Annotated in this window: 21 protein-coding genes and 1 pseudogene; all 22 read right to left on the minus strand. The window is 61.8% G+C overall.

Features of this window, described 5'->3' with window-relative positions; all coding sequences use genetic code 11:
* Window positions 1–33 precede the first annotated feature (33 nt).
* The gene (locus DRB87_RS22515) at window positions 34–417 is read right to left on the minus strand and encodes a response regulator (protein ID WP_017233807.1); all 384 of its coding nucleotides are present in this window, start codon (window positions 415–417) and stop codon (window positions 34–36) included.
* Window positions 418–434: 17 nt separating this feature from the next.
* Window positions 435–1,421, minus strand: coding sequence for a flagellar motor protein MotB (gene motB, locus DRB87_RS22520; RefSeq protein WP_130027582.1), 987 nt, complete (start codon window positions 1,419–1,421; stop codon window positions 435–437).
* Window positions 1,422–1,433: 12 nt separating this feature from the next.
* Window positions 1,434–2,237: a flagellar motor stator protein MotA gene (gene motA, locus DRB87_RS22525; protein ID WP_370364046.1), complete on the minus strand. Its 804-nt coding sequence runs from the start codon at window positions 2,235–2,237 to the stop codon at window positions 1,434–1,436.
* 173 nt (window positions 2,238–2,410) lie between these two features.
* Complete coding sequence (flhC, locus tag DRB87_RS22530) at window positions 2,411–2,986, minus strand: flagellar transcriptional regulator FlhC (RefSeq protein ID WP_130027583.1); 576 nt, start codon at window positions 2,984–2,986, stop codon at window positions 2,411–2,413.
* 65 nt (window positions 2,987–3,051) lie between these two features.
* The gene (flhD, locus tag DRB87_RS22535; protein WP_130027584.1) at window positions 3,052–3,369 is read right to left on the minus strand and encodes a flagellar transcriptional regulator FlhD; all 318 of its coding nucleotides are present in this window, start codon (window positions 3,367–3,369) and stop codon (window positions 3,052–3,054) included.
* A 365-nt stretch (window positions 3,370–3,734) separates the two neighbouring features.
* Window positions 3,735–5,138, minus strand: a complete 1,404-nt coding sequence (locus tag DRB87_RS22540; protein ID WP_240756112.1) for a Bcr/CflA family multidrug efflux MFS transporter — start codon at window positions 5,136–5,138, stop codon at window positions 3,735–3,737.
* A 103-nt stretch (window positions 5,139–5,241) separates the two neighbouring features.
* Window positions 5,242–6,959 (minus strand): annotated as a pseudogene (locus DRB87_RS22545) (AMP-binding protein).
* A gap of 393 nt (window positions 6,960–7,352) precedes the next feature.
* On the minus strand, window positions 7,353–7,769 hold the full coding sequence (locus tag DRB87_RS22550) for a F0F1 ATP synthase subunit epsilon (protein ID WP_017233814.1): 417 nt from the start codon (window positions 7,767–7,769) through the stop codon (window positions 7,353–7,355).
* 147 nt (window positions 7,770–7,916) lie between these two features.
* Entirely contained in the window at window positions 7,917–9,308 is a 1,392-nt protein-coding gene (gene atpD, locus DRB87_RS22555; RefSeq protein ID WP_017233815.1) for a F0F1 ATP synthase subunit beta, read from the minus strand.
* A 61-nt stretch (window positions 9,309–9,369) separates the two neighbouring features.
* Window positions 9,370–10,257, minus strand: a complete 888-nt coding sequence (gene atpG / locus DRB87_RS22560; RefSeq protein ID WP_130027585.1) for a F0F1 ATP synthase subunit gamma — start codon at window positions 10,255–10,257, stop codon at window positions 9,370–9,372.
* An 88-nt stretch (window positions 10,258–10,345) separates the two neighbouring features.
* Window positions 10,346–11,887, minus strand: a complete 1,542-nt coding sequence (gene atpA / locus DRB87_RS22565; protein WP_130027586.1) for a F0F1 ATP synthase subunit alpha — start codon at window positions 11,885–11,887, stop codon at window positions 10,346–10,348.
* A gap of 50 nt (window positions 11,888–11,937) precedes the next feature.
* Window positions 11,938–12,468, minus strand: a complete 531-nt coding sequence (locus DRB87_RS22570; RefSeq protein ID WP_130027587.1) for a F0F1 ATP synthase subunit delta — start codon at window positions 12,466–12,468, stop codon at window positions 11,938–11,940.
* A gap of 2 nt (window positions 12,469–12,470) precedes the next feature.
* The gene (locus tag DRB87_RS22575) at window positions 12,471–12,941 is read right to left on the minus strand and encodes a F0F1 ATP synthase subunit B (protein WP_017233819.1); all 471 of its coding nucleotides are present in this window, start codon (window positions 12,939–12,941) and stop codon (window positions 12,471–12,473) included.
* 125 nt (window positions 12,942–13,066) lie between these two features.
* Window positions 13,067–13,333, minus strand: coding sequence for a F0F1 ATP synthase subunit C (gene atpE / locus DRB87_RS22580; protein WP_017233820.1), 267 nt, complete (start codon window positions 13,331–13,333; stop codon window positions 13,067–13,069).
* 84 nt (window positions 13,334–13,417) lie between these two features.
* On the minus strand, window positions 13,418–14,266 hold the full coding sequence (gene atpB / locus DRB87_RS22585; RefSeq protein WP_017233821.1) for a F0F1 ATP synthase subunit A: 849 nt from the start codon (window positions 14,264–14,266) through the stop codon (window positions 13,418–13,420).
* Window positions 14,267–14,335: 69 nt separating this feature from the next.
* Window positions 14,336–14,839, minus strand: a complete 504-nt coding sequence (locus tag DRB87_RS22590) for an ATP synthase subunit I (RefSeq protein WP_130027588.1) — start codon at window positions 14,837–14,839, stop codon at window positions 14,336–14,338.
* 244 nt (window positions 14,840–15,083) lie between these two features.
* A complete protein-coding gene (locus tag DRB87_RS22595) occupies window positions 15,084–16,199 on the minus strand; it encodes an SLC13 family permease (protein ID WP_130028022.1) in 1,116 nt (371 codons plus the stop codon).
* A gap of 150 nt (window positions 16,200–16,349) precedes the next feature.
* Entirely contained in the window at window positions 16,350–17,249 is a 900-nt protein-coding gene (locus DRB87_RS22600) for a ParB/RepB/Spo0J family partition protein (protein WP_130027589.1), read from the minus strand.
* A 27-nt stretch (window positions 17,250–17,276) separates the two neighbouring features.
* The gene (locus tag DRB87_RS22605) at window positions 17,277–18,047 is read right to left on the minus strand and encodes a ParA family protein (protein WP_130027590.1); all 771 of its coding nucleotides are present in this window, start codon (window positions 18,045–18,047) and stop codon (window positions 17,277–17,279) included.
* Between the two features lie 166 nt (window positions 18,048–18,213).
* Window positions 18,214–18,843 (minus strand): lipocalin family protein, encoded by a 630-nt coding sequence (locus DRB87_RS22610; protein ID WP_130027591.1) that lies wholly within the window; start codon window positions 18,841–18,843, stop codon window positions 18,214–18,216.
* Window positions 18,840–19,520 (minus strand): 16S rRNA (guanine(527)-N(7))-methyltransferase RsmG, encoded by a 681-nt coding sequence (rsmG, locus tag DRB87_RS22615; RefSeq protein ID WP_130027592.1) that lies wholly within the window; start codon window positions 19,518–19,520, stop codon window positions 18,840–18,842. The genes DRB87_RS22610 and rsmG overlap by 4 nt, the downstream gene beginning before the upstream one ends.
* 12 nt (window positions 19,521–19,532) lie before the next feature.
* The gene (gene mnmG, locus DRB87_RS22620; RefSeq protein ID WP_130027593.1) at window positions 19,533–21,497 is read right to left on the minus strand and encodes a tRNA uridine-5-carboxymethylaminomethyl(34) synthesis enzyme MnmG; all 1,965 of its coding nucleotides are present in this window, start codon (window positions 21,495–21,497) and stop codon (window positions 19,533–19,535) included.
* Window positions 21,498–23,188 lie beyond the last annotated feature (1,691 nt).

A 23,188-nucleotide genomic window follows, 5' to 3' on the forward strand; every position in this document is an offset into this window, starting at 1 on the left:
CGTCCTAACTTGGTTGTGCCATCGACGACATCGTCATGCGCCTTCGCCGACGAGCGAGCCCACTACGTCGACCAATGCCTCGGGGTCGACCGGTTTGATCAGCCAGCCGCTGGCGCCCGCTTCGCGGGCCGCGGCTTTGTACGCGCCGTCGACTTCGGTGGTGAGCACCAGAATCGGCGTTTGGGCAAACGTGTCGAGTTCGCGCAGCGCGCGAATGAGCGACAGGCCGTCCATGCCAGGCATGTGCTGGTCGGTCAGCACCAGATCGAACGCCGCGTTCGACGCCAGCGCCAGGGCCTCCTGCCCGTCGCGGGCAGTCGTCACGGCGTAGCCGGCCTCGTCAAGCGTGGCCGCCAGTATCTGACGCATCGACGCAGAATCGTCGACGGCGAGAATCGTGTTGCGAAGGGCCTGCATGCGTCTCCTCTTGTCCGTTATCGCAGAGCGGCGTCGGGTGCCGCCGGGGGGGCAGGCGGGGCAGGCGGTGCCGGCAGCTCGCCGTTGATGAGGGCGTTCACGGCATCGCTGCCGGCACCGCGGGCATTCGCTGCGTCGATCGTCGGTTGGTCGGCCTCACGCTTGACCGACTGCTCCGCGCGCCGATTGAGCACGATGATGCTGATGCGGCGATTGATCGGGTTGTACGCGTTATCGCGATCGAGCGGCACGGTGGACGCCAGGCCCACCACGCGCAGCACCTTCTCGCCATCGAGACCGCCGGCAATCAGTTCGCGACGCGACGCGTTCGCGCGATCGGCCGACAACTCCCAGTTGCTGTAACTCTTGTCGCCCTGTGCGTAGGCGGTGGCGTCGGTATGGCCCGACAGGCTGATGCGGTTCGGCATGTCGTTGAGCGACTTGCCGATCTCGCGCAGGATGTCGCGCATATACGGCTGCACCTGCGCGCTAGCATTGGCGAACATCGGCCGGTTCTGGTCGTCCACGATCTGGATGCGCAAGCCCTCGGTCGTCACGTCGATGAGCAACTGCTTGCGGAACTGCTTGAGCGTAGGATTGTTTTCGATCGCCTTCTCGATGCGCGCCTTGAGTTCGCGCAAACGCTGCGCTTCGGCCCGCTCGGCCAGCTCGGCTGACATCGCCTGACGCGATCTGGCTTGATCGCCGCGCGATTTCTGGCCGTCGGTGCGGGTCGTGTCGGGACCACCACCGGGAATGACACCGCTATTGTCGGCGGCGTTATGTCCGCCGGAGAGCGCGACCATGAGCGGCGTGCGGAAGTATTCGGCAATCCCCGTCAGCTCCTTGCTCGTCGCGGAACTGAGCAGCCACATCAGCAAGAAGAACGCCATCATCGCCGTCATGAAGTCGGCGTATGCAATCTTCCACGCGCCGCCGTGATGGCCGTGCGCGCTGCGCGCTCGGCGCTTGACGATGATGGGCCGCTCTTCTTTCTCGCTCATTGCTGCGGCCCGTCAGCGTGCCTTGACCTGTCGCACGTGCTCTTCGAGCTCGGCGAACGACGGACGGACGGTGGAATACAGCACCTTGCGGCCGAATTCGACCGAGAGTGCCGGCGCGTAACCGTTCAGGCTGGCGAGCAGCGTGACCTTGATGCACTCGTAGAGCTTCACGGATTCGTTGATGCGGTGTTCGATGAGCTGCGCCAGCGGCGAGATGAAGCCGTAGGCGAGCAAAATGCCGAGGAACGTGCCCACGAGGGCCTGGGCGATCAGCGCGCCCAACACCGCCGGCGGCTGGTCGGCCGACGCCATCGTGTGCACCACACCCATCACGGCCGCCACGATACCGAAAGCGGGCATGGCGTCGCCCGTCTTCTGCAGACAGTGCGCGGGGACTTCGCCTTCATGACGATACGTTTCGATTTCGTGATCCATCAGGTTCTCGATCTCGAACGCATTCATGTTGCCGCTGACCATCAGGCGCAGGTAATCGGTGAGGAATTCCATGATGCGCGGCTCGCCGAGAATGCGCGGGTACTGCGAGAACACCGGGCTCGATGCCGGGTCTTCCACGTCGCCTTCGATGGCGAGCATGCCGTCCTTGCGCGCTTTCGCGAGCAGCACGTACAGGAGCGCCATCAGCTCCATGTACAGATCCTTGGTGTATTTCGAGCCCTTGAACAGCATCGGCAGCGCTTTCATCGTCGCCTTGATCGCCTTGCTGTTGTTGCCCACCACGAACGAGCCGATGCCCGCGCCACCGATGATCAGCAGCTCGGTCGGCTGAAACAGCGCGCCCAAGTGGCCTCCGCCCATGACGAAACCGCCAAAGACCGATGCCAGAACGATGATGTAACCAATGACGACAAGCACTGCCGGATACCTCTCGCAAAAATACGTCTACGGAAAATTGTCCGTCCTGTTCAGAGGGCTTAACGGCAGACACGCAGGGAAACTGTAGGGGGTGCGACCTCGTGACGTAGGCTTGCCTAGGCGGCCAGCGGAGAAATTTCGGTGACTGGCGCCAGATCGGCCGCGTGCGCATGCTTCGCCTTGCGGGTCTTGCCGGCGCGCGACGGCGGCTGGCAAAGTCCGCAAACGTACTGGCCATGCGGCTCATGGGCGTGCGTGACGAAATGTCCGCCGCAGCGCGTGCACGGCGTCATCTGCAACATCTTGCTGTCGAAGAAGCGAACGAGCGTCCACGCGCGTGTAAACCCGAGCACCGCTTCCCAGTCGTGCATCTCCACGTGCTCCATGTACAGGCGGTACGCCTTGACGATGGCTTCGATGCCCCGGCACCCGCCGTGCTGCACAAGGTGGCGATAGATATTGTGGAAAAGGGACGAATGGATGTTCGGCAACCACGTCACGAACCAATCGGTCGAGAACGGCAGCATGCCCTTGGGCGGCGATGCGCCCTTGAGTTCTTTGTAGAGTTTGATGAGCCGGTCACGGCTCAGGCTCGTTTCCGCTTCCAGCAACTGGAGGCGGGCGCCGAGTTCAATCAGCTCGATGGCCAACTGAATTTCACGGGCCTCGAGAACGACGCTTTTGGTACGCATGGGCAAACTTCCTGGCAAGTCACGCGAAGCGCCGCCCACCGGGCGGCGTAGCGTGCGTGGCGTGCTTAGCCGATCTGCTCGACGGGTTGCCCCGCCAACAGAATCGAAGCGTGCGACTGCTGCATACCCACGTCTTTCGTGCTGTGCGTGAGACTCGACAGCATCACGTGGTCGTCGAAGCGAAATCGGCACAGAAGCTGGTTCGACCCCGCGAATTTGACGAGTTGAGCCAATGTGAGACGACCGAGCACGTCGGCCAGTTGATCGCTGATCCCCATGCGGAACATTGCCGCGGCACGATCCTCACGGATCAGGCGCTGAGCCAGGACGAGATAAGAGAGATTCAATTCACGAATCTCATTGAGTGTTTCGCTGTTTCGCATGCGGCCCCCCGGCGCAATGGATGGATCTGGCGTACGACTGCCTAGTCCCTCGCATTGTGGACAAGGGCGAAAGATAAAGAAATCGGAGAAAAACTACGCGGGGCGGTGAGAAAAGCAGACGTTTTTTGTAGGAGTTTTTCCTACAGACGGGGCGCAAGCGGCCCCTTCGATACGCTTGGGGATAGCGATCGTGGCGAAATCATGTCAGCGTCACAAAGACGTCATGAAGCTGCGCTTTACTACCTGACTGTATGTCGGCAGGCGGGTGCCGAACTTTAGCCATTCTTGCAAAAAAATTTCCGGGGGCTTTGCAGAGGGGCTATGCATCGCACTTTGCCTATCGCGCCAGCGCACGAACAGTCCAATTACAAACTGTTACAGGTGGCATGACGCGTCTCGAAGATCAGGGTTGGAAGCCAATTTCGCGCATCGGTTCCCCGAAAATCTTCGGCATCGGCGCTCGTGTGTCGTTCGTACCCGTCTCGGTGTGGTGCGATTCCAACACTCGATGATGCCGGGTGCGGCGGCGTTCGCGACTTGTGGCGAAGTAGCGCGGGATCAAGCCGGTCCGGCAGCGGGGGCAATGCCCGGGCCGCGCGGCGGATCAGTACCGTGTGGAAGCACCACGACAGCACACCGCACACGGCCATGACGGCCGCCATCGGTACCGCCGAGCGGGCGTGCATCAGACCGACCGCGGCCCCCGCGCTCGCGGCGGCGAGGAATTGCAGCGCGCCCAGCAGGGCCGATGCGGCCCCGGCGCGTTGATGCTGTCGGTTCAGCGCTTCGGCCACCGCATTCGGCTGGGAAAAGCCCAGGCTCGTGACATAGGCGAATAGCGGCACCATCAACCCGACCAGTCCACCGAGCTTGAGCGCCGCCACCGCCAGCATCAACAATCCCAGCACGGCGACCAGATTGTTGGTTCGACGCAGCACTTCGGCCGGACGACGCTTGCGCAACAGGTGGGCGTTGACCTGCGAGCCGGCAATGATGCCGCACGCGTTCAGCCCGAAAAGCCAGCCGTAGTGCGCCGGGTCGACGCCGTACAGATTGATGAACACGAAAGGCGAGCCGGTGATGTAGGCGAACATCCCCGCCTGGGAGACGCCCCCGGCGAGCGCATTGCCCATGAATTCGCGATCGCGCACGAGTGCGCCGTAGTTGTGCCACGCCGTGGCGAGCCAATGGCGGGCCTGCTTTGCGGCCGCGCGCGTCTCCGGCAGCCAATAGACGGACATCGCGAAACACAGCGCGCCGAACACCGTCAGGCCCCAGAAGATCCAGCGCCAGCCGACGACCAGCAGGACTTGCCCGCCGATCAGCGGTGCGAGGATCGGCGCCGCGCCCATGATGAGCGTCATGCGCGACAGCACACGCGCCACGGTGCTCGTGTCAAACAGGTCGCGCGCCATCGCACGGGCGATCACGAAGCATGCACAGCCGCCCACCGCCTGAATGAAGCGACAGACAATCAGCGTCTCGATATTCGTGGCGAGCGCACATCCGGCCGAGGCGATCGTATAGAGCGCCAGACCGGCGTAGAGCGGCCGCTTGCGCCCGTATCGGTCGGCCAGTGGCCCGTGCAGCAATTGGCCCAGCCCGAGACCGATGAAGAACGACGCCAGCGAGAATTGCGCGGCGGCGCCCGTCGTGTTCAATTCGCGTGCAATGCTCGGCAGCGCGGGCAGATACATGTCGATCGACAGCGAGCCGATGGCCGACAGAATGCCGAGAACGAAAACCGTGCGGAAGGTGTGGGCAGGCATAGCGCGAAACCTAGGGTAATCCCGAATCATACGGCATTGCCCGCGGGTGCGCTCAAAAAATAAGCAAGGCCCGCTATTCACGCGGGCCCTGACCCGGCGGCGGTCAGGCTGTCTTCGCTTCCGACAGCCCCAGCGATTCGACCATCTGCTCGCGCATGACGAACTTCTGCACCTTGCCCGTGATCGTCATCGGCATCTCGGTGACGAAGCGGATGTAGCGCGGAATCTTGTAGTGCGCGATCTGATCCTGGCAGAAGGCGCGGATATCGTCTTCCGTCGCACTCTGTCCCGGTTTGAGAATGATCCAGGCGCACACTTCCTCGCCATACTTCGCATCCGGCACGCCGAACACCTGCACCGCCTGCACCTTCGGGTGACGGAACAGGAACTCCTCGATCTCGCGCGGGTAGATGTTCTCCCCCCGCGAATGAGCATATCCTTTACCCGGCCGACGATATTGCAATAACCCTCCTCGTCGATCGTGGCCAGATCGCCCGTGTGCATCCAACCGTCGCGGATCGCCTCACGGGTGCGCGGCTCGTCGTCCCAATAGCCCTGCATCACCGAGTAGCCCTTCGTGCAAAGTTCTCCCTTTTCGCCCACCGGCACGATCTCCCCGGCAGCATCCACGAGTTTCACTTCGAGGTGCGGCTGCACGCGCCCGACGGTCGTCACGCGCTTCTCGAGCGGATCGGTGGTCGTGGTCTGGAACGACACGGGGCTCGTCTCCGTCATGCCGTAGGCAATCGTTACTTCGCGCATGTGCATTTGGCTGATCACGCGCTTCATCGTCTCGATCGGGCACGGCGAGCCAGCCATGATGCCCGTGCGCAGGGTATCGAACCGGTAGATGTCGAAGTCCGGATGATCGAGCTGGGCGATGAACATCGTCGGCACGCCGTGCAACGCGGTGCAGCGCTCTTCAGACACCGCGGCCATCGTCGCCTTCGGGTCGAACGCCTCGCCCGGGAACACCATCGTCGCCCCGGTCGACACGCAGGCGAGCACTGCCAGCACCATGCCGAAACAGTGGTAGAACGGCACCGGAATGCACAGGCTGTCATGCTCCGAGAAGCGCATCGCCATGGCGATGAAACGGCCGTTGTTGACGATGTTGTGATGCGTGAGCGTGGCGCCCTTCGGGTTGCCGGTGGTACCGCTCGTGAACTGGATATTGATGGCGTCGAAACAATCGAGCCCATCGGTGATCTCGCGCAGCGCGTCGAGATCGGCATCCGCACCGAGCGTGACCACGTCGCTGTAGTTCATCATGCCCGGCGTCACGCCCGAGCCCATGCGAATGACGGTGCGCAGCGTCGGCAGCTTCGCCGAGTGCAGTTGACCGGGAGAACTCTCTGCCAGCTCGGGCGCGAGCGTGTTGAGCATGTCGAGATAACGCGACGTCTTGAAGGACTCCGCCGCGATGAGCGCTTTACATCCGACCTTGTTGATCGCGTATTCGAGTTCGGCCAGCCTGTACGCCGGATTGATGTTCACCAGAATCAAACCGATCCGCGCCGTGGCGAACTGCGTGACCAGCCACTCCACACGGTTCGGCGACCAGATGCCCACGCGATCGCCCCGCTTCAGGCCCAACGACATCAGCCCGGAGGCAAACGTATCCACATGCGCGATGAATTCGCGCCACGTCCAATCCACCCCCTGCTCGCGGAACACGACAGCCTGCCGCTCCGGATACTTCGCCGCCGTCTCGGCGAGCAGACCGAACACCGTCAACGTCGATAGCGGAATGGTGGTGTCACCCTTCACATACGACAGTCCATTACGAGGTACAACGCCCGAATCTTCCCGGCTTTCCATGCGCTTGTCTCCTGAGGCAATGCTGAAGGGGTGAAATGCTGATGTCCGGCGCTCGCCCGCGAAAATGGCCCGCCTGTTGTCGTCTCATCGAACGACGGGGGCGCTAGTCATAACAATAGCGCGCGATGCTGACTTGACGTTTACGTTAACGGAATTCCGGCAGCGGCACGAGTGGGGATGGCCCTGAGTTGGGCGAAGAATACGCGGGGCGGTGGGCACGCGGTGCCCCCAGGCGGCGCACATGCTTGGACAAAACAAAAGCCCCACGCACTTGCATGCATGGGGCTTTTGGCCGCGGCGTGGCGATGGTCGTCGCGAAGACGGCTATCGATGTGCTACGGCGAGCATGGCGTACAGCGTCGACCGCGAGGCCGTCGCCGCAGCGATGCGGAGTTACTTCACCTTGCGGAACTTCTGGATCGCAGCGAGTTGGGCGATGGCTTCGGCCAGTTCGGCTTGGGCAGTCGCATACTCGATGTTCGAATCCTTGTTCGACAGCGCTTCTTCGGCACGGCGCTTGGCTTCGGCGGCCTTGGCCTCGTCCAGATCCTTGCCGCGAATTGCGGTATCCGCGAGCACGGTCACCGTACCCGGTTGCACTTCGAGAATGCCGCCGGCCACGAAGACGAAGTCCTCGTTCCCTGCCTCGTCCTCGATACGCACCGCGCCCGGCTTGATGCGCGTGATCAGCGGCGTGTGGCCGGGCAAAATGCCCAGTTCGCCGGCTTCGCCAGGCAGCGCCACAAAGCGCGCCGGACCGGAGAAGATCTGCGCTTCGGCGCTGACGACGTCTACTTGAATGGTTGCCATAATCGCTCCCGTTGAGTGTGATGAAGCGGCAGGCGCGCCAGTCCGGACATTGCCGTCCTCGCTTCGCTACCCCGCCCCGCAACAGTCACCTGCCGGCGTGCGGTGGCGTCTCTCGCGAGACCCCGCCGTCGCCCGGCACTCAACCGTTTACTGCATCTTCTTGGCTTTCTCGAACGCTTCGTCGATCGTGCCAACCATGTAGAACGCCTGTTCCGGCAGGTGGTCGCACTCGCCATCGACGATCATCTTGAAGCCGCGGATCGTTTCCTTGAGCGGAACGTACTTGCCCGGCGAACCCGTGAACACTTCGGCCACGTGGAACGGCTGCGACAGGAAACGCTGGATCTTACGCGCACGGGCCACGGCGAGCTTGTCGTCCGGCGACAGTTCGTCCATGCCCAGAATCGCGATAATGTCGCGCAGTTCCTTGTAACGCTGCAGCGTCGATTGCACGCGACGGGTCACCGTGTAGTGCTCTTCGCCAATCACGTTCGGGTCGATCTGACGCGAGGTCGAGTCGAGCGGATCGACGGCCGGGTAGATACCCAGCGAGGCGATGTCACGCGACAGAACGACGGTGGCGTCCAAGTGACCGAAGGTGGTGGCCGGCGACGGGTCGGTCAAGTCATCGGCAGGCACGTACACGGCTTGCACCGACGTGATCGAGCCAGTCTTGGTCGACGTAATACGCTCTTGCAGCTTACCCATTTCTTCCGCCAGCGTCGGCTGATAGCCCACGGCAGACGGCATACGACCGAGCAGTGCCGAGACTTCGGTACCGGCCAGCGTGAAACGGTAGATGTTGTCCACGAAGAACAGCACGTCGCGACCTTCGTCACGGAAGTGCTCGGCCATCGTCAGACCGGTCAGTGCCACGCGCAGACGGTTGCCCGGCGGCTCGTTCATCTGGCCGTACACCAGTGCGACCTTGTCCAGAACGTTCGAGTCCTTCATTTCGTGGTAGAAGTCGTTCCCTTCACGGGTACGCTCGCCCACGCCGGCAAACACCGAATAACCGCCGTGTTCCTTGGCGATGTTATTGATGAGTTCCATCATGTTCACGGTCTTGCCCACACCGGCGCCACCGAACAGACCCACCTTGCCGCCCTTGGCGAACGGGCAGATCAGGTCGATCACCTTGATGCCGGTTTCGAGCAGTTCGGTCGACGGCGACAGTTCGTCGAACGCCGGTGCCTTCTGGTGAATCGAACGGGTGTGTTCCTTGGCGATCGGACCGGCTTCGTCGATCGGACGGCCCAGCACGTCCATGATGCGACCCAGCGTCGGCTTGCCGACCGGCACCGTGATCGGCAGACCGGTGTTTTGCACCGTCATGCCGCGGCGCAGGCCTTCGGAGGAACCCAGACAGATGGTACGAACCACGCCGTCGCCCAGCTGTTGCTGGACCTCGAGCGTCAGTTCCGACCCTTCCATGGTGAGCGCGTCGTAGATCTTCGGCATGCTTTCGCGCGGGAATTCCACGTCGATAACGGCGCCGATGCACTGTACGATTTTGCCTTCAATCAAAGCAGTACTCATCGCTTTTCCTTTAGATACTCAAATTCATTTCGCCTTGCGGCGCATCGGCCCGTGCCACCGCTTAGACTGCGGCGGCGCCACCCACGATTTCGGACAGTTCCTTCGTAATCGCTGCCTGACGACCCTTGTTGTAGATCATCTGCAATTCACCGATCACGGTCTTCGCGTTGTCCGATGCGGCCTTCATGGCCACCATACGGGCGGACTGTTCCGACGCCATGTTCTCTGCGACAGCCTGGTACACGACAGCTTCGACGTAACGCACCAACAGGGCATCGACGACCGTCTTCGCATCCGGTTCGTAGATGTAATCCCACGAATGCTGTGCCGGCACTGCGCTCGCGTCGTCCGACGCACCCTCGAACTTCTCGGGCAGCGGCAGCAGTTGTTCGACCACAGCTTCCTGCTTCATCGTGTTGACGAAGCGGTTGTACGCCAGGTACACGGCGTCGAGCTTGCCTTCGGCATACGCGTCGAGCTGCAGCTTCACGGCACCGATCAGCTTGTCCAGATGCGGGGTGTCGCCCAGTTGCACGACATGCGAAACCACCTTCGCGCCGATACGGTTCAGGAAACCGAAGCCCTTGCCGCCGATGGCGGTGGCCTCGATCTTCAGGCCCTGCGCTTCGATGGCCTTCATCTTGGTCACCACGGCACGCAGCACGTTGGTGTTCAGGCCACCGCACAAGCCCTTGTCCGTCGTCACCACGATGATGCCGGCAGCTTTCGCGTCGGCATGCTTCACCATGAACGGGTGGTGGTATTCCGGATTCGCCTGGCCCATGTGCGCGGCGATCTGGCGCACCTTGTCAGCGTACGGCCGGGCATGACGCATGCGTTCCTGCGCCTTGCGCATCTTCGACGCGGCCACCATTTCCATGGCCTTGGTGATCTTGCGCGTGTTTTGCACGCTCTTGATCTTGCCGCGAATTTCCTTCATTCCAGCCATTGCTTACTCCTTGTCTCGGCGCGATGTCCGCTCTTGCCTGAACATCGCGCCTTCCCGGGTCCGTTGAATAGTTACCGATTCAACCGGATTAGTAAGCGCCGGTCTTCTTGAAGTCCTTGATCGCAGCGTGCAGGGCGGCTTCGTCGTCCTTCGAGAGATCTTTGGTCTCTTCGATACGGCCGATGAGCGCACCGTGGCTGGTCTTCAGAACTTCGCGCAGACCCTTTTCGAACGGCAGCACCTGAGCGATTTCGAGGTCGTCCAGATAGCCGTTGTTGGCGGCGAACAGCGACACGGCCAGTTCCCACACTTGCAGCGGCTGGTATTGCGGCTGCTTGAGCAGTTCCGTCACGCGGCGGCCGCGCTCGAGCTGCTTGCGGGTGGCTTCGTCCAGGTCCGAGGCGAACTGCGCGAACGCAGCCAGCTCACGATACTGTGCGAGGTCGGTACGAATACCGCCCGACAGCTTCTTGATGACCTTGGTCTGCGCTGCACCGCCCACGCGCGACACCGAGATACCGGCGTTGATTGCCGGACGGATGCCTGCGTTGAACAGATCGGTTTCCAGGAAGATCTGGCCGTCGGTGATCGAGATCACGTTCGTCGGAACGAACGCCGTCACGTCGCCGGCTTGCGTTTCAATGATCGGCAGTGCCGTCAGCGAACCGCTTTGACCCTTCACGGCGCCATTGGTGAACTTCTCGACGTACTCTTCCGAGACGCGAGCGGCGCGTTCGAGCAGACGCGAGTGGAGATAGAACACGTCACCCGGGTAGGCTTCACGGCCCGGCGGGCGGCGCAGCAGCAGCGAGATCTGGCGATAGGCCCAGGCTTGCTTGGTCAAATCGTCATAAATGATCAGCGCGTCTTCGCCGCGATCGCGGAAGTACTCGCCCATCGTGCAGCCGGCGTACGGTGCGATGAACTGCATGGCTGCCGAGTCCGACGCCGTCGCCGCCACCACGATCGTGTATTCCATCGCGCCGTGCTCTTCGAGCTTGCGCACCACGTTCATGATCGACGAGGCCTTCTGACCGATCGCAACGTACACGCAGGTCATGCCCTTGCCCTTCTGCGAGATGATCGCGTCGATGGCGACAGCGGTCTTACCCGTCTGACGGTCACCAATGATCAGCTCGCGCTGGCCGCGGCCGATCGGCACCATGGCGTCGATCGCCTTGATACCGGTCTGCACCGGTTGCGACACCGACTTACGCCAGATCACGCCCGGGGCGATCTTTTCGATGGCGTCGGTATGCTTGGCGTTGATCGGACCCTTGCCGTCGATCGGCACACCCAGCGCGTCGACGACGCGGCCCTTCAGTTCCGGGCCGACCGGCACTTCCAGAATGCGGCCCGTGCACTTGACGGTGTCGCCTTCCGAGATGTGCTCGTATTCGCCCAAAATCACGGCGCCGACGGAGTCGCGCTCGAGGTTCAGTGCCAGACCGAACGTATTGCCCGGGAATTCCAGCATTTCGCCCTGCATCACGTCCGACAGGCCATGGATACGGCAGATACCGTCAGTCACCGAGATCACGGTGCCTTCGTTACGGACTTCGGCGCCGCTCTCGAGACCTTGAATCCGGCTCTTGATCAGTTCGCTGATTTCAGAGGGATTGAGTTGCATATGTGCTCCTGATATTCAATTCTTGCCGTCGCAGTCGTATCGCGCCGGCCTCAGGCCGTCAGCGACGTCCGCATAGCTGCCAGGCGGGCGCGCACCGAAGTGTCCAGCACCTCGTCGCCAACCACCACACGCACGCCACCGATGAGCGACGGGTCTACCGTCACGCTCGCGTTGAGCTTGCAGCCGAACTTGTGCTCGAGGCCCTTGACCAAAGAGGTCAGTTGCTCACCTTCGAGCGGGAAGGCGCTTTCGATCGTGGCATCCGCCGAACCGGAGGCAGCGTTCTTCAACGCTTCAAACTGTTCGGCGATTTCCGGCATGGCGGCCAGACGGCCGTTCTCGACCACAGCGGCGACGAAGTTGCGCACTTCGGCGTCAGTCGATTTCACGGCCGCGGTCAGCACATCGACAACTTGCGCCGGCGTGATTTTCGGATCGTCGGCCAGCTTGGCCACTTCGGACAGCGCTGCCACTTGCGCCAGTTCACGCACCAGCCCCGACCAGCGATTCAGGTCGCCGGTCTTGGCCACGCGGAACAGCGCTTCGGCGTACGGACGAGCGATGGTTGCGAGTTCGGCCATGATCAGAGCTCTGCCTTGAGTTGGTTCAGCAGGTCGGCATGGGCCTTGGCGTCAACTTCACGCTTCAGGATCTGCTCGGCGCCCTTGACAGCCAAACCGGCAACGTCTTCGCGCAGCGATTCACGGACCTTGACGGCCTGGTTCTCGGCTTCGGCTTTGGCGTTGGCGATGATTCGGGCGGCTTCGGCTTGCGCCTGGGCCTTGATTTCGTCGGCCACGGCCTGAGCACGCTTCTCGGCGTCGGCAATACGCTTCGCGCCTTCGTCGCGGGCTTCCGCGAGGGCTTGCGTGGAGCGCTTGTTGGCGGCGTCCAGTTCGGCCTTGCCCTTGTCGGCGGCAGCCAGACCGTCAGCGATTTTCTTCGCGCGTTCGTCGATAGCCTTGATCAGCGGCGGCCACACGAACTTCATCGTGAACCATGCCAGGATCAGAAACACGACGGTTTGCGCGAACAGAGTTGCGTTTATGTTCACGGTGTTTCCTTTCGGTGATGCGAGTCGATTGGCAAAACAGCGCGCCCCATGGTGCCAGCTGGCTTGGGCGCGCCGTTCATGTCCAGTTGGCCGCGCGGATCATTGCGCGACCGGCCGAAAGAAACTTAAGCGAGCTTCGACAGCAGCGGGTTCGCGAACGCGAACAGCATGGCAACGCCCACGCCGATCAGGAATGCCGCATCGATCAGGCCGGCCAGCAGGAACATCTTCGTTTGCAGCGGGTTCATCAGCTCGGGCTGACGGGCGCACGCTTCGATGTACTTACCGCCCATCAGCGCGATACCCAGGCAGGCGCCGATAGCACCCAGACCGATGATAATGCCGATAGCGATGGCGGTCAGACCCTGGATGTTGGCGATGAAAGCTTGCATGATTACTCCTTTTGGTTAGAGACTTGAAACTTTAAATTTGAAAAACTGTGAAACCGGGAAACACGTAACTACCGCAACGATCCATCAGTGATGGTCGTGCGCCTGGCCGATATACACCAGCGTGAGCATCATCATGATGAACGCCTGGAGCAACACGATCAGGATGTGGAAAATCGCCCATGCGGTGCCGGCGATGATGTGACCGACAAAACCCAGCACCGACGCATCCGCGCCAAAGCTCCAGATGCCGCCCAGCAGAGCGATCAGCAGGAACAACAGTTCGCCGGCGTACATATTGCCGAACAGTCGCATACCGAGCGACACGGTCTTGGCACAGAATTCGATGAGGTTGAGCAGCAGGTTCGGGATCCACAGCAGAAAGTGGTTACCGAACGGTGCCGTGAACAACTCGTGCATGAAACCACCCGCGCCCTTGATCTTGAAGCTGTAGTACAGCATCAGGATCAGCACGCCGACGGAAATGCCGAGCGTACCGTTCAGATCGGCCGTCGGCACGATACGGTGATGGGTAATGATGTCGCCCAGACCGACCCACCCGATCACCTTTGACGGCAGATCGACGGGCAGCAAGTCCAGCGAGTTCATGAGGGCGACCCAGACGAACACGGTCAACGCCAGCGGTGCGATGAAGGCACGATTGCCGTGCACGATGCTCTTCGACTGGTCTTCCACCATTTCGACGAGCATTTCGACCGCCCCCTGGAATCGGCTCGGCACGCCCGAGGACGCTTTACGGGCAGCCAACCAAAGCACGAAACAGCCCAGAACGCCCATCGCGATCGACCAGAACATCGTGTCCCAGTTGATGATCGAGAAATCGACGATCTTGGTTTGCGTCGAGCTCGCAAGGTTTTGCAGGTGGTGCGAAATGTACTCCGACGGGCTCGGAGCGTGGCCGGCTTCTAATGACATAGCGATCAAACACCCAATTATGAAAATCCGCACACGGTAGCGTGTCGACGCGCGAGCGGGTTCTCACCGCTACTTCAATGCCATCGCAAGCCAATAGACTTTGAGCGTGAGCACGAAGGTGACCAGCAACGCTATCCAGTGCACGCCTGGGTAGCCGAAGGCTATGGCCACAAACAACGCAATCGTCGTTGCTACCTTGACCGCCTCTCCCACCATCAACGAACCGACGGAGAGGCGATCACCTGACATTCTTAGCCGCAGCGCAAACAATGCGCCCGGCAACCAACCGATCATTCCACCCAGCCATGCGGACACCGCCGCGTCTCGTGGCGATGCCGAGAGTAACCACCAGGCCAGCGCCGCTACCAGCGACAGCAGTACCTGGGCTCCCACCACCCTGAATGGAGTCACACGGGACACGCGCCCCACATCGGGACCGAACAGGCGCTCAGCCTGCGCACGTGTGAGCGGAACGATGGTTTCTTGCGCCTGCTCGTCGTCCCAGACCTCTGATGCTGCACGTGCCGGCGCTTGCGGTTTCGGTTCCAAGTTCGACCGTTTTTCGTCGGTCATCTCGTAGCCTCCCCGCCCGACTCGTGCAAAACGAATGGGCTCTTCAAGCAGATAAATCCGCGAGATTTTACGGGAAATTACGAACCCCAGTCAATCGAAACACGCAACAAATTCGCCGAAATTGTGCAGTGCATGCTCCGATTTGGCGCCAACTCTCAAGGAGCCCGATTTTCCTCATGGTGCAGCGCGGCAAATGCCCCAAACGCTGCGCAATCGCTGCGACTTGACGTCTTTCGATGCGCGATTATCCCCATTTGAGGGCAACATATCCGACACACAGTGCCACCAGATAAAACGGGAGGGAGAGCCAATGAAAGCGCCACCAGATCTTGTCCGATTTCGCCATGCGCAATGCAATCAGGTTGGCTAACGAACCGATTGCAAGGCCGAAGCCACCGACCGCCGCACCATGCGCAAGCGCCGGCCAGTTGTGACTGTACTCCGCGAGCAGGATCGCGGCGGGAACATTGCTGATGAACTGCGACAGCACCGCGGCCCCCATATAGGCCATGCCGGATCCGGACAAATCCACCTGACCGAGCGTCGCGCGCACCTCGGGTAACCCGGCCACACCTCGCAGCACCACGAACATCAGCACGAAGATGGCGAGCAGCAACCAGTCGATACCGAATACCGCGTTGCGCCGCGCGACCAGCAGGACCGCCGCCACACCCGCGCAGGCCCAGGTGGCAGCACCGTGATCCGCGAGTACCACGAACGCCACGAACAGCGCCAGGGCGACCCACAGCAACGGCCAGCGCACGTCATGCGCGGGGCCGCGCCGCTGAAAATGCAGAACACGGGAATCGAACGCCATCGCACACGTCACAAGCAACACGGCCATGAGCGCCAACGTCAGAGGCGTCATCATGACAACGTAAGCACCGAAGCCCATGCCGCTGTGTTGCCACAGGAAGAGATTCTGCGGATTGCCGAGCGGCGTGAGACTCGAGCCGGCATTGACCGCCAGCGCGAGGAAGATGATCAGCCGTTCAATCCGCACGGGCGCAATGCGTGCGAGCGACTGCGCGAGCGGCACGACGGCAAAGAGGGCGACGTCGTTGGTGAGCAGCGTGGAGAGGGCCGCGGCGAACGCCACCATCAACAGCGCGAGACGTCGCTCGGTGCGAAACGCCCGCAGCAACCGCTGGGCAAGCCAATCGAGGAAGCCGCTCTGATCGATCGCGCGCGTGAGCATCAGCAATCCGGCGAGCGTGAGAATCGTGTGCTGATCGATGCGTGCGAACAGGTCCCCAAGGCTCGCCGGCCGGGCTATCTGCAAGGCGACGAATCCCACGAGCAGGATGACCAGCACGCGATCGCCGCGCACGCGCTCGTAGGTTGCGCGCAGGGCGCGCAATACACGCGTCGCTGCGGTACCGTGCTGTGACGATGGCGCTGCCGATGACGATGAAGCAGGCACGGCCGACGTCTGCGACGGGTTCGCCTTCGTCGGCTCCACGGACTCGCCGGCGGGATCGCTCACGAGAGGACGCTCAGCACACCGACGTCATTCGGCACGAATGCGCGCGAGAATGCCGTCGAGCGAGTCGAGGCTGCCGAATTCAATCATGAGTTGTCCGGCGCCTTTGCGGCCGACCTTGATCTTGACGTTCGACGCGAGCAAATCCGACAACTCTTCTTCGAGACGCGTCACGTCGCGACCGCCCTCTTCCGCCGAGCGACGACGAATCCCGTCTCCCTGCGGCTTGAGCGACGCATTGACGATGCGCTCCGTGTCGCGCACCGACAGGCGCTTGTTCACCACTTGATTGGCGAGCGTGATCTGTGTGGCGGCGTCGACGGAGAGCAGCGCACGCGCGTGCCCCATGTCGAGATCGCCCGCGAGCAGCATCGTCTGCACGGGATGCGCGAGATTGAGCAGGCGCAACAGGTTTGACACCGCGCTGCGCGAGCGGCCAAGCGATTCGGCGGCTTGCTCGTGCGTGTAGTTGAACTCGCCGAGCAGACGCTGAATGCCTTGCGCTTCTTCGAGCGGATTCAAGTCTTCGCGCTGAATATTCTCGATGAGCGCCATCGCGGCGGCGGCTTCGTCGGGCACGTCGCGCACGAGCACCGGCACTTCGGCCAGTCCGGCGATACGTGCGGCACGAAAACGTCGCTCGCCCGCAATAATTTCGTACTTCTCACCATCGACGGGACGCACCAGAATCGGCTGCATTAGGCCCTGCGCGCGAATGCTCGCGGCGAGTTCCTGCAATGCGCCCTCGTCCATGCGTGTGCGAGGCTGATACTTGCCGGCCTGAAGGCGCTCGAGCGACATGACCGACGGTGCGCCGTCGGCGCGCGCGTCGGTCGCGCCGTTGTGATTATCGGCGTGGGCGCCGAGCAGGGCTTCGAGGCCGCGGCCCAGGCCCTTTTTCTTCAGTGCGGTGGTCTTGGTCGCCATGTGAATGCGTTCCTGCGCGAATGCGCCTTACATAGTTTGAATACGCGCGATCATTTCCGCGCCGAATTGCAGATATGCCTTCGCGCCACGCGATGCGGGATCGAAAACGACGCCCGGCATGCCGTAGCTCGGCGCTTCAGCGAGTCGCACATTGCGCGGAATGATCGCGTTGAATACCTTGTCTCCGAAGTGCTCCTTGAGCTGGTCCGAGACTTGTTGCTGCAGCGTGATGCGCGGATCGAACATCACGCGCAGCAGGCCGATCACCTGCAGGTCGCGGTTCAGATTCGCGTGCACTTGCTTGATCGTATTGACGAGATCCGACAACCCTTCGAGCGCGAAATATTCGCACTGCATCGGAATGATCACGCCGTGCGCCGCGCACAAGCCGTTGAGGGTGAGCAGCGAGAGCGTGGGCGGGCAGTCGATGAGGACGAAATCGTACGCGTCGTCGACTTTGGCGAGCGCCAGCTTCAATCGGGTGTCGCGATTGTCGAGCGAGACGAGTTCCACGTCCGCTCCCGCGAGTTCACGGTTCGCGGGCAGCACATCGTAACGCCCCGACTCAGAGCGCTGGCAACTCGCGACCACATCGGCACCGTCCACCAGCACTTCGTACACGCTCGATTCGAGAGCGGCTTTGTCGATGCCGCTGCCCATCGTCGCATTGCCCTGCGGATCAAGGTCGACCAACAGGACACGCTGCCCGTGCGACGCCAGTCCGGCAGCGAGGTTCACCGTGGTGGTCGTCTTGCCGACGCCGCCCTTCTGATTGGCCACGCAGAAAATTTTCGCCATGCCGATGTAGTCCTCCGAATGCTGCCGTGTTGATGCGATTGATGCAGATGACGCCGGGATGAAACCGGTGCGAACGCGCCGTGCCGCCAGCGACCGCCGGCTGGCTGAGGCCCGACTTGCGCTATTCGCTCCGTCCCGCAAATTCGATTATCTGAGTAAAGCTCAGTTATTGCCTTCGCTGACCGGCGTCAGATGCGCCGACGGGCGGTACTACTGGAGCGCTCGCCTTTTGGGGCGTCAACACCAGTTTGTCCGTGTCGTAGCCCTGCTTGCGCAACTGGGCACGCATTTGATTCAGTGCGTTGTCGTCCATCGACGGCGTTCGCGAGAGGACCCAGAGGTACTCGCGACCGGGCTCTCCGACAGCGGCAAACTGATAGTCGTCGTCGAGCACGATAACCCAGTAGTTCGCCCAAAGCCAGGGAATCCAGTGCAACCATTGCGGCGCGAACGTCACCTTGAAGCGAGCCGTGCCGGTGCCCTGCCCATCGGTGCGTGCCAGACCGGTATCGCTGACCCACGTACCGTCGTCCTTGCGGCATCGGTTGGTGACTTCGATCCGCCCGTCCGGTCGCGCGGCATACTGCGCCGTCACGTCCGACACACATTTTCGCTCGAAGAAATTCGGATAGCGTGCTATTTCGTACCAGGTGCCGACGTAGCGCGCTTTGTCGATCTTCTGTACCGGCCGCACGCGTGTCGTCAGCGATTCTTGTCCGGATTGACCCCATGCGACCGCGGCAACCACCGAAAAACTGACCATGACGGCCCCTGCCCAGCGGGTCATCTTATTCATGCTGTTACCTTCACCCGAAGCAAATGACGCTCGGCGTCGAGAAATGGGACGTTCAGCGCCAGGCGCTCAACCAGTGCGTAGCCGGCCGGCAGCGCGAGTTCGCTCTCGGACGCCACGCCTTTCATGGCCCAGAAGCTGCCGTCAGGAGCCAGCAAGGCTCCCGCGAGGGTGACGAAATCGGTCAGCTCAGCAAAGGCGCGCGACACGATGGCGTCGAAAGGGGCGCTCACTTCCTTGCCAACAACGAGTGACTCGACCCGGCCGGTCACGACCGTCAGATTGGTCAACTTGAATGTCGCGCGGGCCTGCGTGAGGAACGCTGTTTTTTTGTGCACGATGTCGTTGACCGTCACTTGCCAGTCGGGACGCACAATCGCGAGCACCACGCCGGGTAGCCCACCGCCTGAGCCCACGTCAAGCACACGTGAAATTGGCTCACGGTCAAGGCGCGGCAGAATAGAGAGCGAATCGAGCAAGTGTTTGACGACCATCTGGCGCGGATCGCGGATGGAGGTCATCTGCAACGAGGCATTCCATTTCGCCAGCAACGCCTGATAGTCGAGCAGGCGCTGCTGTTGTGCGTCGCTGATGGACAGGCCAAGTTGCCGGATGCCGTCGGCCAAGAGCACGGCCAGCTCATTGCCGCCGTTGGCGGCGGAACGTCGCGGATCGGTCATGAGGGCTCCGCGTCAGGCTGCGTGTGCGTCGCCGTCATCGGCGGCAGCGGTCGCTTCCCCTGACGCGCGACGGCGTCCGAGCCCCTTCTTGAGGTGGATCATCAGCAGCGAGATCGCGGCGGGCGTCACGCCGGAGATACGCGATGCCTGGCCCAGTGTCTCAGGCCGCTGCGCCCCCAGCTTCTGGCGCACTTCGATCGACAGCCCGCGCACCTCGTTGTAGTCGATGTTGGCCGGCAGCACGGTGTTCTCGTTGGCTTCCTTACGCACGATCTCGTCGGCCTGGCGGTCGATGTAGCCCTGATACTTGGCGGCGATCTCGATCTGTTCACGAATCTGGTTTGCTTGCAGCGGATCGTCGGAGAGCGGTGTTTCGGCGGCAAGACGGCCGCCCTGCACGGCCATGAGGGCGTCGTAGCCAACTTCTGGGCGACGCAGCAAATCGGCCAGCGAGTATTCATGGTCGATGGCTTTGCCGAGCAGCGGCACGGCATCTTCGGCCGGGAAGGTTTTCGGTGTCACCCACGTCGATTTGAGACGTTCTGTTTCACGTGAAACAGCGTCGCGTTTGCGGCAGAACGATTCCCAGCGCGTGTCGTCGACGACACCGAGTTCGCGGCCGACTTCGGTCAGACGCATGTCGGCATTGTCTTCACGCAGCGACAGGCGATACTCGGCGCGGCTGGTGAACATGCGGTAGGGTTCGGAGACACCACGCGTAATCAGGTCGTCGACGAGCACGCCAAGGTACGCCTGATCGCGGCGCGGACACCAGGCATCACGGCCTTGTACTTGCAACGCGGCGTTGATGCCGGCGAGCAGCCCTTGGGCGGCGGCCTCTTCGTAGCCCGTGGTTCCGTTGATCTGACCCGCGAAGAAGAGCCCGGAGATGACGCGGCTTTCGAGCGAGCTGCGCAGCCCACGGGGATCGAAGTAGTCGTATTCGATGGCATAGCCTGGACGCAGGATGTAGGCATTCTCCATGCCTTTCATCGAGCGGACGAGTTCGAGTTGTACGTCGAACGGCAGGCTGGTGGAGATGCCGTTGGGGTAGAACTCGTTGGTGGTGAGGCCTTCGGGTTCGAGGTAGATCTGGTGCGACGTCTTGTCGGCGAAGCGGTGAATCTTGTCTTCGATGGACGGACAATAGCGCGGACCGACGCCTTCGATGACGCCGGTGTACATGGGCGACCGGTCGAGTCCGCCACGGATGATATCGTGGGTGTGCTCGTTGGTGTGGGTGACCCAGCAGGGCACTTGGCGCGGATGCTGTTCGGGGCGGCCAAGAAACGAGAACACGGGAACGGGATCGAGGTCACCGGGCTGCTCTTCGAGAACGGAGAAGTCGATGGAACGGCCGTCGATGCGTGGCGGCGTACCGGTTTTCAACCGACCTTGCGGTAGTTTCAACTCTTTGAGGCGAGCGGACAGGCTGACGGCGGCCGGGTCTCCGGCGCGCCCGCCAACGTAGTTGTTCAGCCCGACGTGGATTTTGCCGTCGAGGAAGGTGCCGGCGGTGAGAACCACGGCGCGGGCGCGGAAACGCAGCCCCACTTGGGTGATGGCGCCTACGACACGTTCGCCTTCGACGATGAGGTCTTCGACGGCTTGCTGGAAGAGCCAGAGATTGGGCTGATTCTCGAGGCGATGGCGGATAGCCTGCTTGTAGAGAATTCGGTCGGCTTGGGCACGGGTGGCGCGCACAGCGGGCCCTTTGGACGAATTCAGGATGCGAAACTGGATACCGCTCTCGTCGGTCGCGGCGGCCATGGCCCCGCCCAGTGCATCGACCTCTTTGACGAGATGGCCTTTGCCGATCCCGCCGATGGAGGGATTGCAGCTCATCTGACCGAGGGTCTCGATGTTATGGGTGAGCAGAAGCGTCTTGCAGCCCATGCGGGCCGAGGCGAGCGCAGCCTCTGTGCCGGCATGGCCGCCACCCACTACGATCACGTCGAACTCGGTCGGATAAAGCATCGTCATATTGCCGCGAACGGCAAACTCTCTGGATTCGGTAATGGCGGAATTATAGCGGTATTGCGGTGCATCATTTGTAACCGCTGAGGTGTTTCACGTGGAACGTTGGCAAAACGACGATGGTGTAGGGGACGGTTTCACGTGAAACGTCGCTGGGTGGACTCGGCGGATGCTTTGACTTTACCGCGACGTGAAGGCACGACCCCACCACTCTGCCCTCGAATTCGGTCCTCACCCTCACTCACCTCCGGGCAGCGGAGATCACCGGCACCCCGACTGCGCTCCACTTGAAAGTCGCTCCGTCAGGGCACCGGCAATCTCCGCCATTCCATCGCCCGAGGACAACCATCGCCAGATCGTCATTCGGTGTTTCACGTGAAACGTGGTTGGGTGGATTCGGCGGATGCTTTGACTTTACTGCGACGTGAAGGCACGACTCCACCACCCTGCCCTCGAATTCGGCCCTCACCCTCACTCACCTCCGGGCAGCGGAGATTACCGGCACCCCGACTGCGCTCCACTTGAAAGTCGCTCCGTCAGGGCACCGGCAATCTCCGCCAATCCATTGCCCGAGGACAACCATCGCCAGATCGTCATTCGGTGTTTCACGTGAAACGTGGTTGGGTGGATTCGGCGGATGCTTTGACTTTACTGCGACGTGAAGGCACGACTCCACCACCCTGCCCTCGAATTCGGCCTTCACCCTCACCCACCTCCGGGCAGCGGAGATCACCGGCACCCCGACTGCGCTCCACTTGAAAGTCGCTCCGTCAGGGCACCGGCAATCTCCGCCAATCCATTGCCCCAGGACAACCATCGCCAGACCGTCGCTCGGTGTTTCACGTGAAACGTGGTTGGGTAGATTCGGCGGATGCTTCGGCTTTTCCGCGACGTGAAGGTACGACCCCACCAGCCTGCCCTCGAATTCGGCCCTCACCCTCACCCACCTCCGGGCAGCGGAGATTACCGGCACCCCGACTGCGCTCCACTTGAAAGTCGCTCCGTCAGGGCACCGGCAATCTCCGCCAATCCATCGCCCGAGGACAACCATCGCCAGATCGTCGCTAGGTGTTTCACGTGAAACGTGGTTGGGTGGATTCGGCGGATGCTTTGACGTTACCGCGACGTGAAGTCACGACGCCACCACACCCCACCCTCGAATTCGGCCCTCACCCTCACCCACCTCCGGGCAGCGGAGATCACCGGCACCCCGACTGCGCTCCACTTGAAAGTCGCTCCGTCAGGGCACCGGTAATCTCCGCCAATCCATTGCCCCAGGACAACCATCGCCAGATCGTCACTCGGTGTTTCACGTGAAACGTGGTTGGGTGGACTCGGCGGATGCTTTGGCTTTTCCGCGACGTGAAGGTACGACTCCACCCCCTCACCCTCGAATTCCACCATCCCCCTTTTCCATCTCGGCGGCGCCAGCGGACTTCAATGATGGAGGACGCGGTTGAGAGATCGAACGCAGTAGTAGTGGGATTGGCGGAGCCCTGAGGGAGTGACGTTGAGGTGGAGCACAATCAGTGTGCCAACGATCAATTACCACTGCCCGGACGGATGAGAGCACGGAACCTGATTGCAGGGACGCGGCGTTTCTGCTTCCTTATTTCACCTCACGCTCTAAGTGAAAACCTCGGAAGCAAAAGCGACGCTACAAAATCGAAAGCGCCTCCTGGCATCGCACT

The organism is Pandoraea sp. XY-2 (genome assembly GCF_004193915.1).
Classification (GTDB): Bacteria; Pseudomonadota; Gammaproteobacteria; order Burkholderiales; family Burkholderiaceae; genus Pandoraea; species Pandoraea cepalis.

Bases quoted from the DNA above. Each gene is read 5' to 3' on its own strand.
- mnmG (WP_130027593.1), bottom strand. From the start codon at position 21,497: ATGCTTTATCCGACCGAGTTCGACGTGATCGTAGTGGGTGGCGGCCAT.
- motA (WP_370364046.1), bottom strand. From the start codon at position 2,237: ATGGGCGGAGGCCACTTGGGCGCGCTGTTTCAGCCGACCGAGCTGCTG.
- DRB87_RS22540 (WP_240756112.1), bottom strand. From the start codon at position 5,138: ATGCCTGCCCACACCTTCCGCACGGTTTTCGTTCTCGGCATTCTGTCG.
- flhD (WP_130027584.1), bottom strand. From the start codon at position 3,369: ATGCGAAACAGCGAAACACTCAATGAGATTCGTGAATTGAATCTCTCT.
- DRB87_RS22605 (WP_130027590.1), bottom strand. From the start codon at position 18,047: ATGGCGAAAATTTTCTGCGTGGCCAATCAGAAGGGCGGCGTCGGCAAG.
- DRB87_RS22610 (WP_130027591.1), bottom strand. From the start codon at position 18,843: ATGAATAAGATGACCCGCTGGGCAGGGGCCGTCATGGTCAGTTTTTCG.
- DRB87_RS22570 (WP_130027587.1), bottom strand. From the start codon at position 12,468: ATGGCCGAACTCGCAACCATCGCTCGTCCGTACGCCGAAGCGCTGTTC.
- motB (WP_130027582.1), bottom strand. From the start codon at position 1,421: ATGAGCGAGAAAGAAGAGCGGCCCATCATCGTCAAGCGCCGAGCGCGC.
- DRB87_RS22515 (WP_017233807.1), bottom strand. From the start codon at position 417: ATGCAGGCCCTTCGCAACACGATTCTCGCCGTCGACGATTCTGCGTCG.
- atpA (WP_130027586.1), bottom strand. From the start codon at position 11,887: ATGCAACTCAATCCCTCTGAAATCAGCGAACTGATCAAGAGCCGGATT.
- DRB87_RS22600 (WP_130027589.1), bottom strand. From the start codon at position 17,249: ATGGCGACCAAGACCACCGCACTGAAGAAAAAGGGCCTGGGCCGCGGC.
- atpD (WP_017233815.1), bottom strand. From the start codon at position 9,308: ATGAGTACTGCTTTGATTGAAGGCAAAATCGTACAGTGCATCGGCGCC.
- rsmG (WP_130027592.1), bottom strand. From the start codon at position 19,520: ATGACCGATCCGCGACGTTCCGCCGCCAACGGCGGCAATGAGCTGGCC.
- DRB87_RS22590 (WP_130027588.1), bottom strand. From the start codon at position 14,839: ATGACCGACGAAAAACGGTCGAACTTGGAACCGAAACCGCAAGCGCCG.
- atpE (WP_017233820.1), bottom strand. From the start codon at position 13,333: ATGCAAGCTTTCATCGCCAACATCCAGGGTCTGACCGCCATCGCTATC.
- flhC (WP_130027583.1), bottom strand. From the start codon at position 2,986: ATGCGTACCAAAAGCGTCGTTCTCGAGGCCCGTGAAATTCAGTTGGCC.
- DRB87_RS22550 (WP_017233814.1), bottom strand. From the start codon at position 7,769: ATGGCAACCATTCAAGTAGACGTCGTCAGCGCCGAAGCGCAGATCTTC.
- atpB (WP_017233821.1), bottom strand. From the start codon at position 14,266: ATGTCATTAGAAGCCGGCCACGCTCCGAGCCCGTCGGAGTACATTTCG.
- atpG (WP_130027585.1), bottom strand. From the start codon at position 10,257: ATGGCTGGAATGAAGGAAATTCGCGGCAAGATCAAGAGCGTGCAAAAC.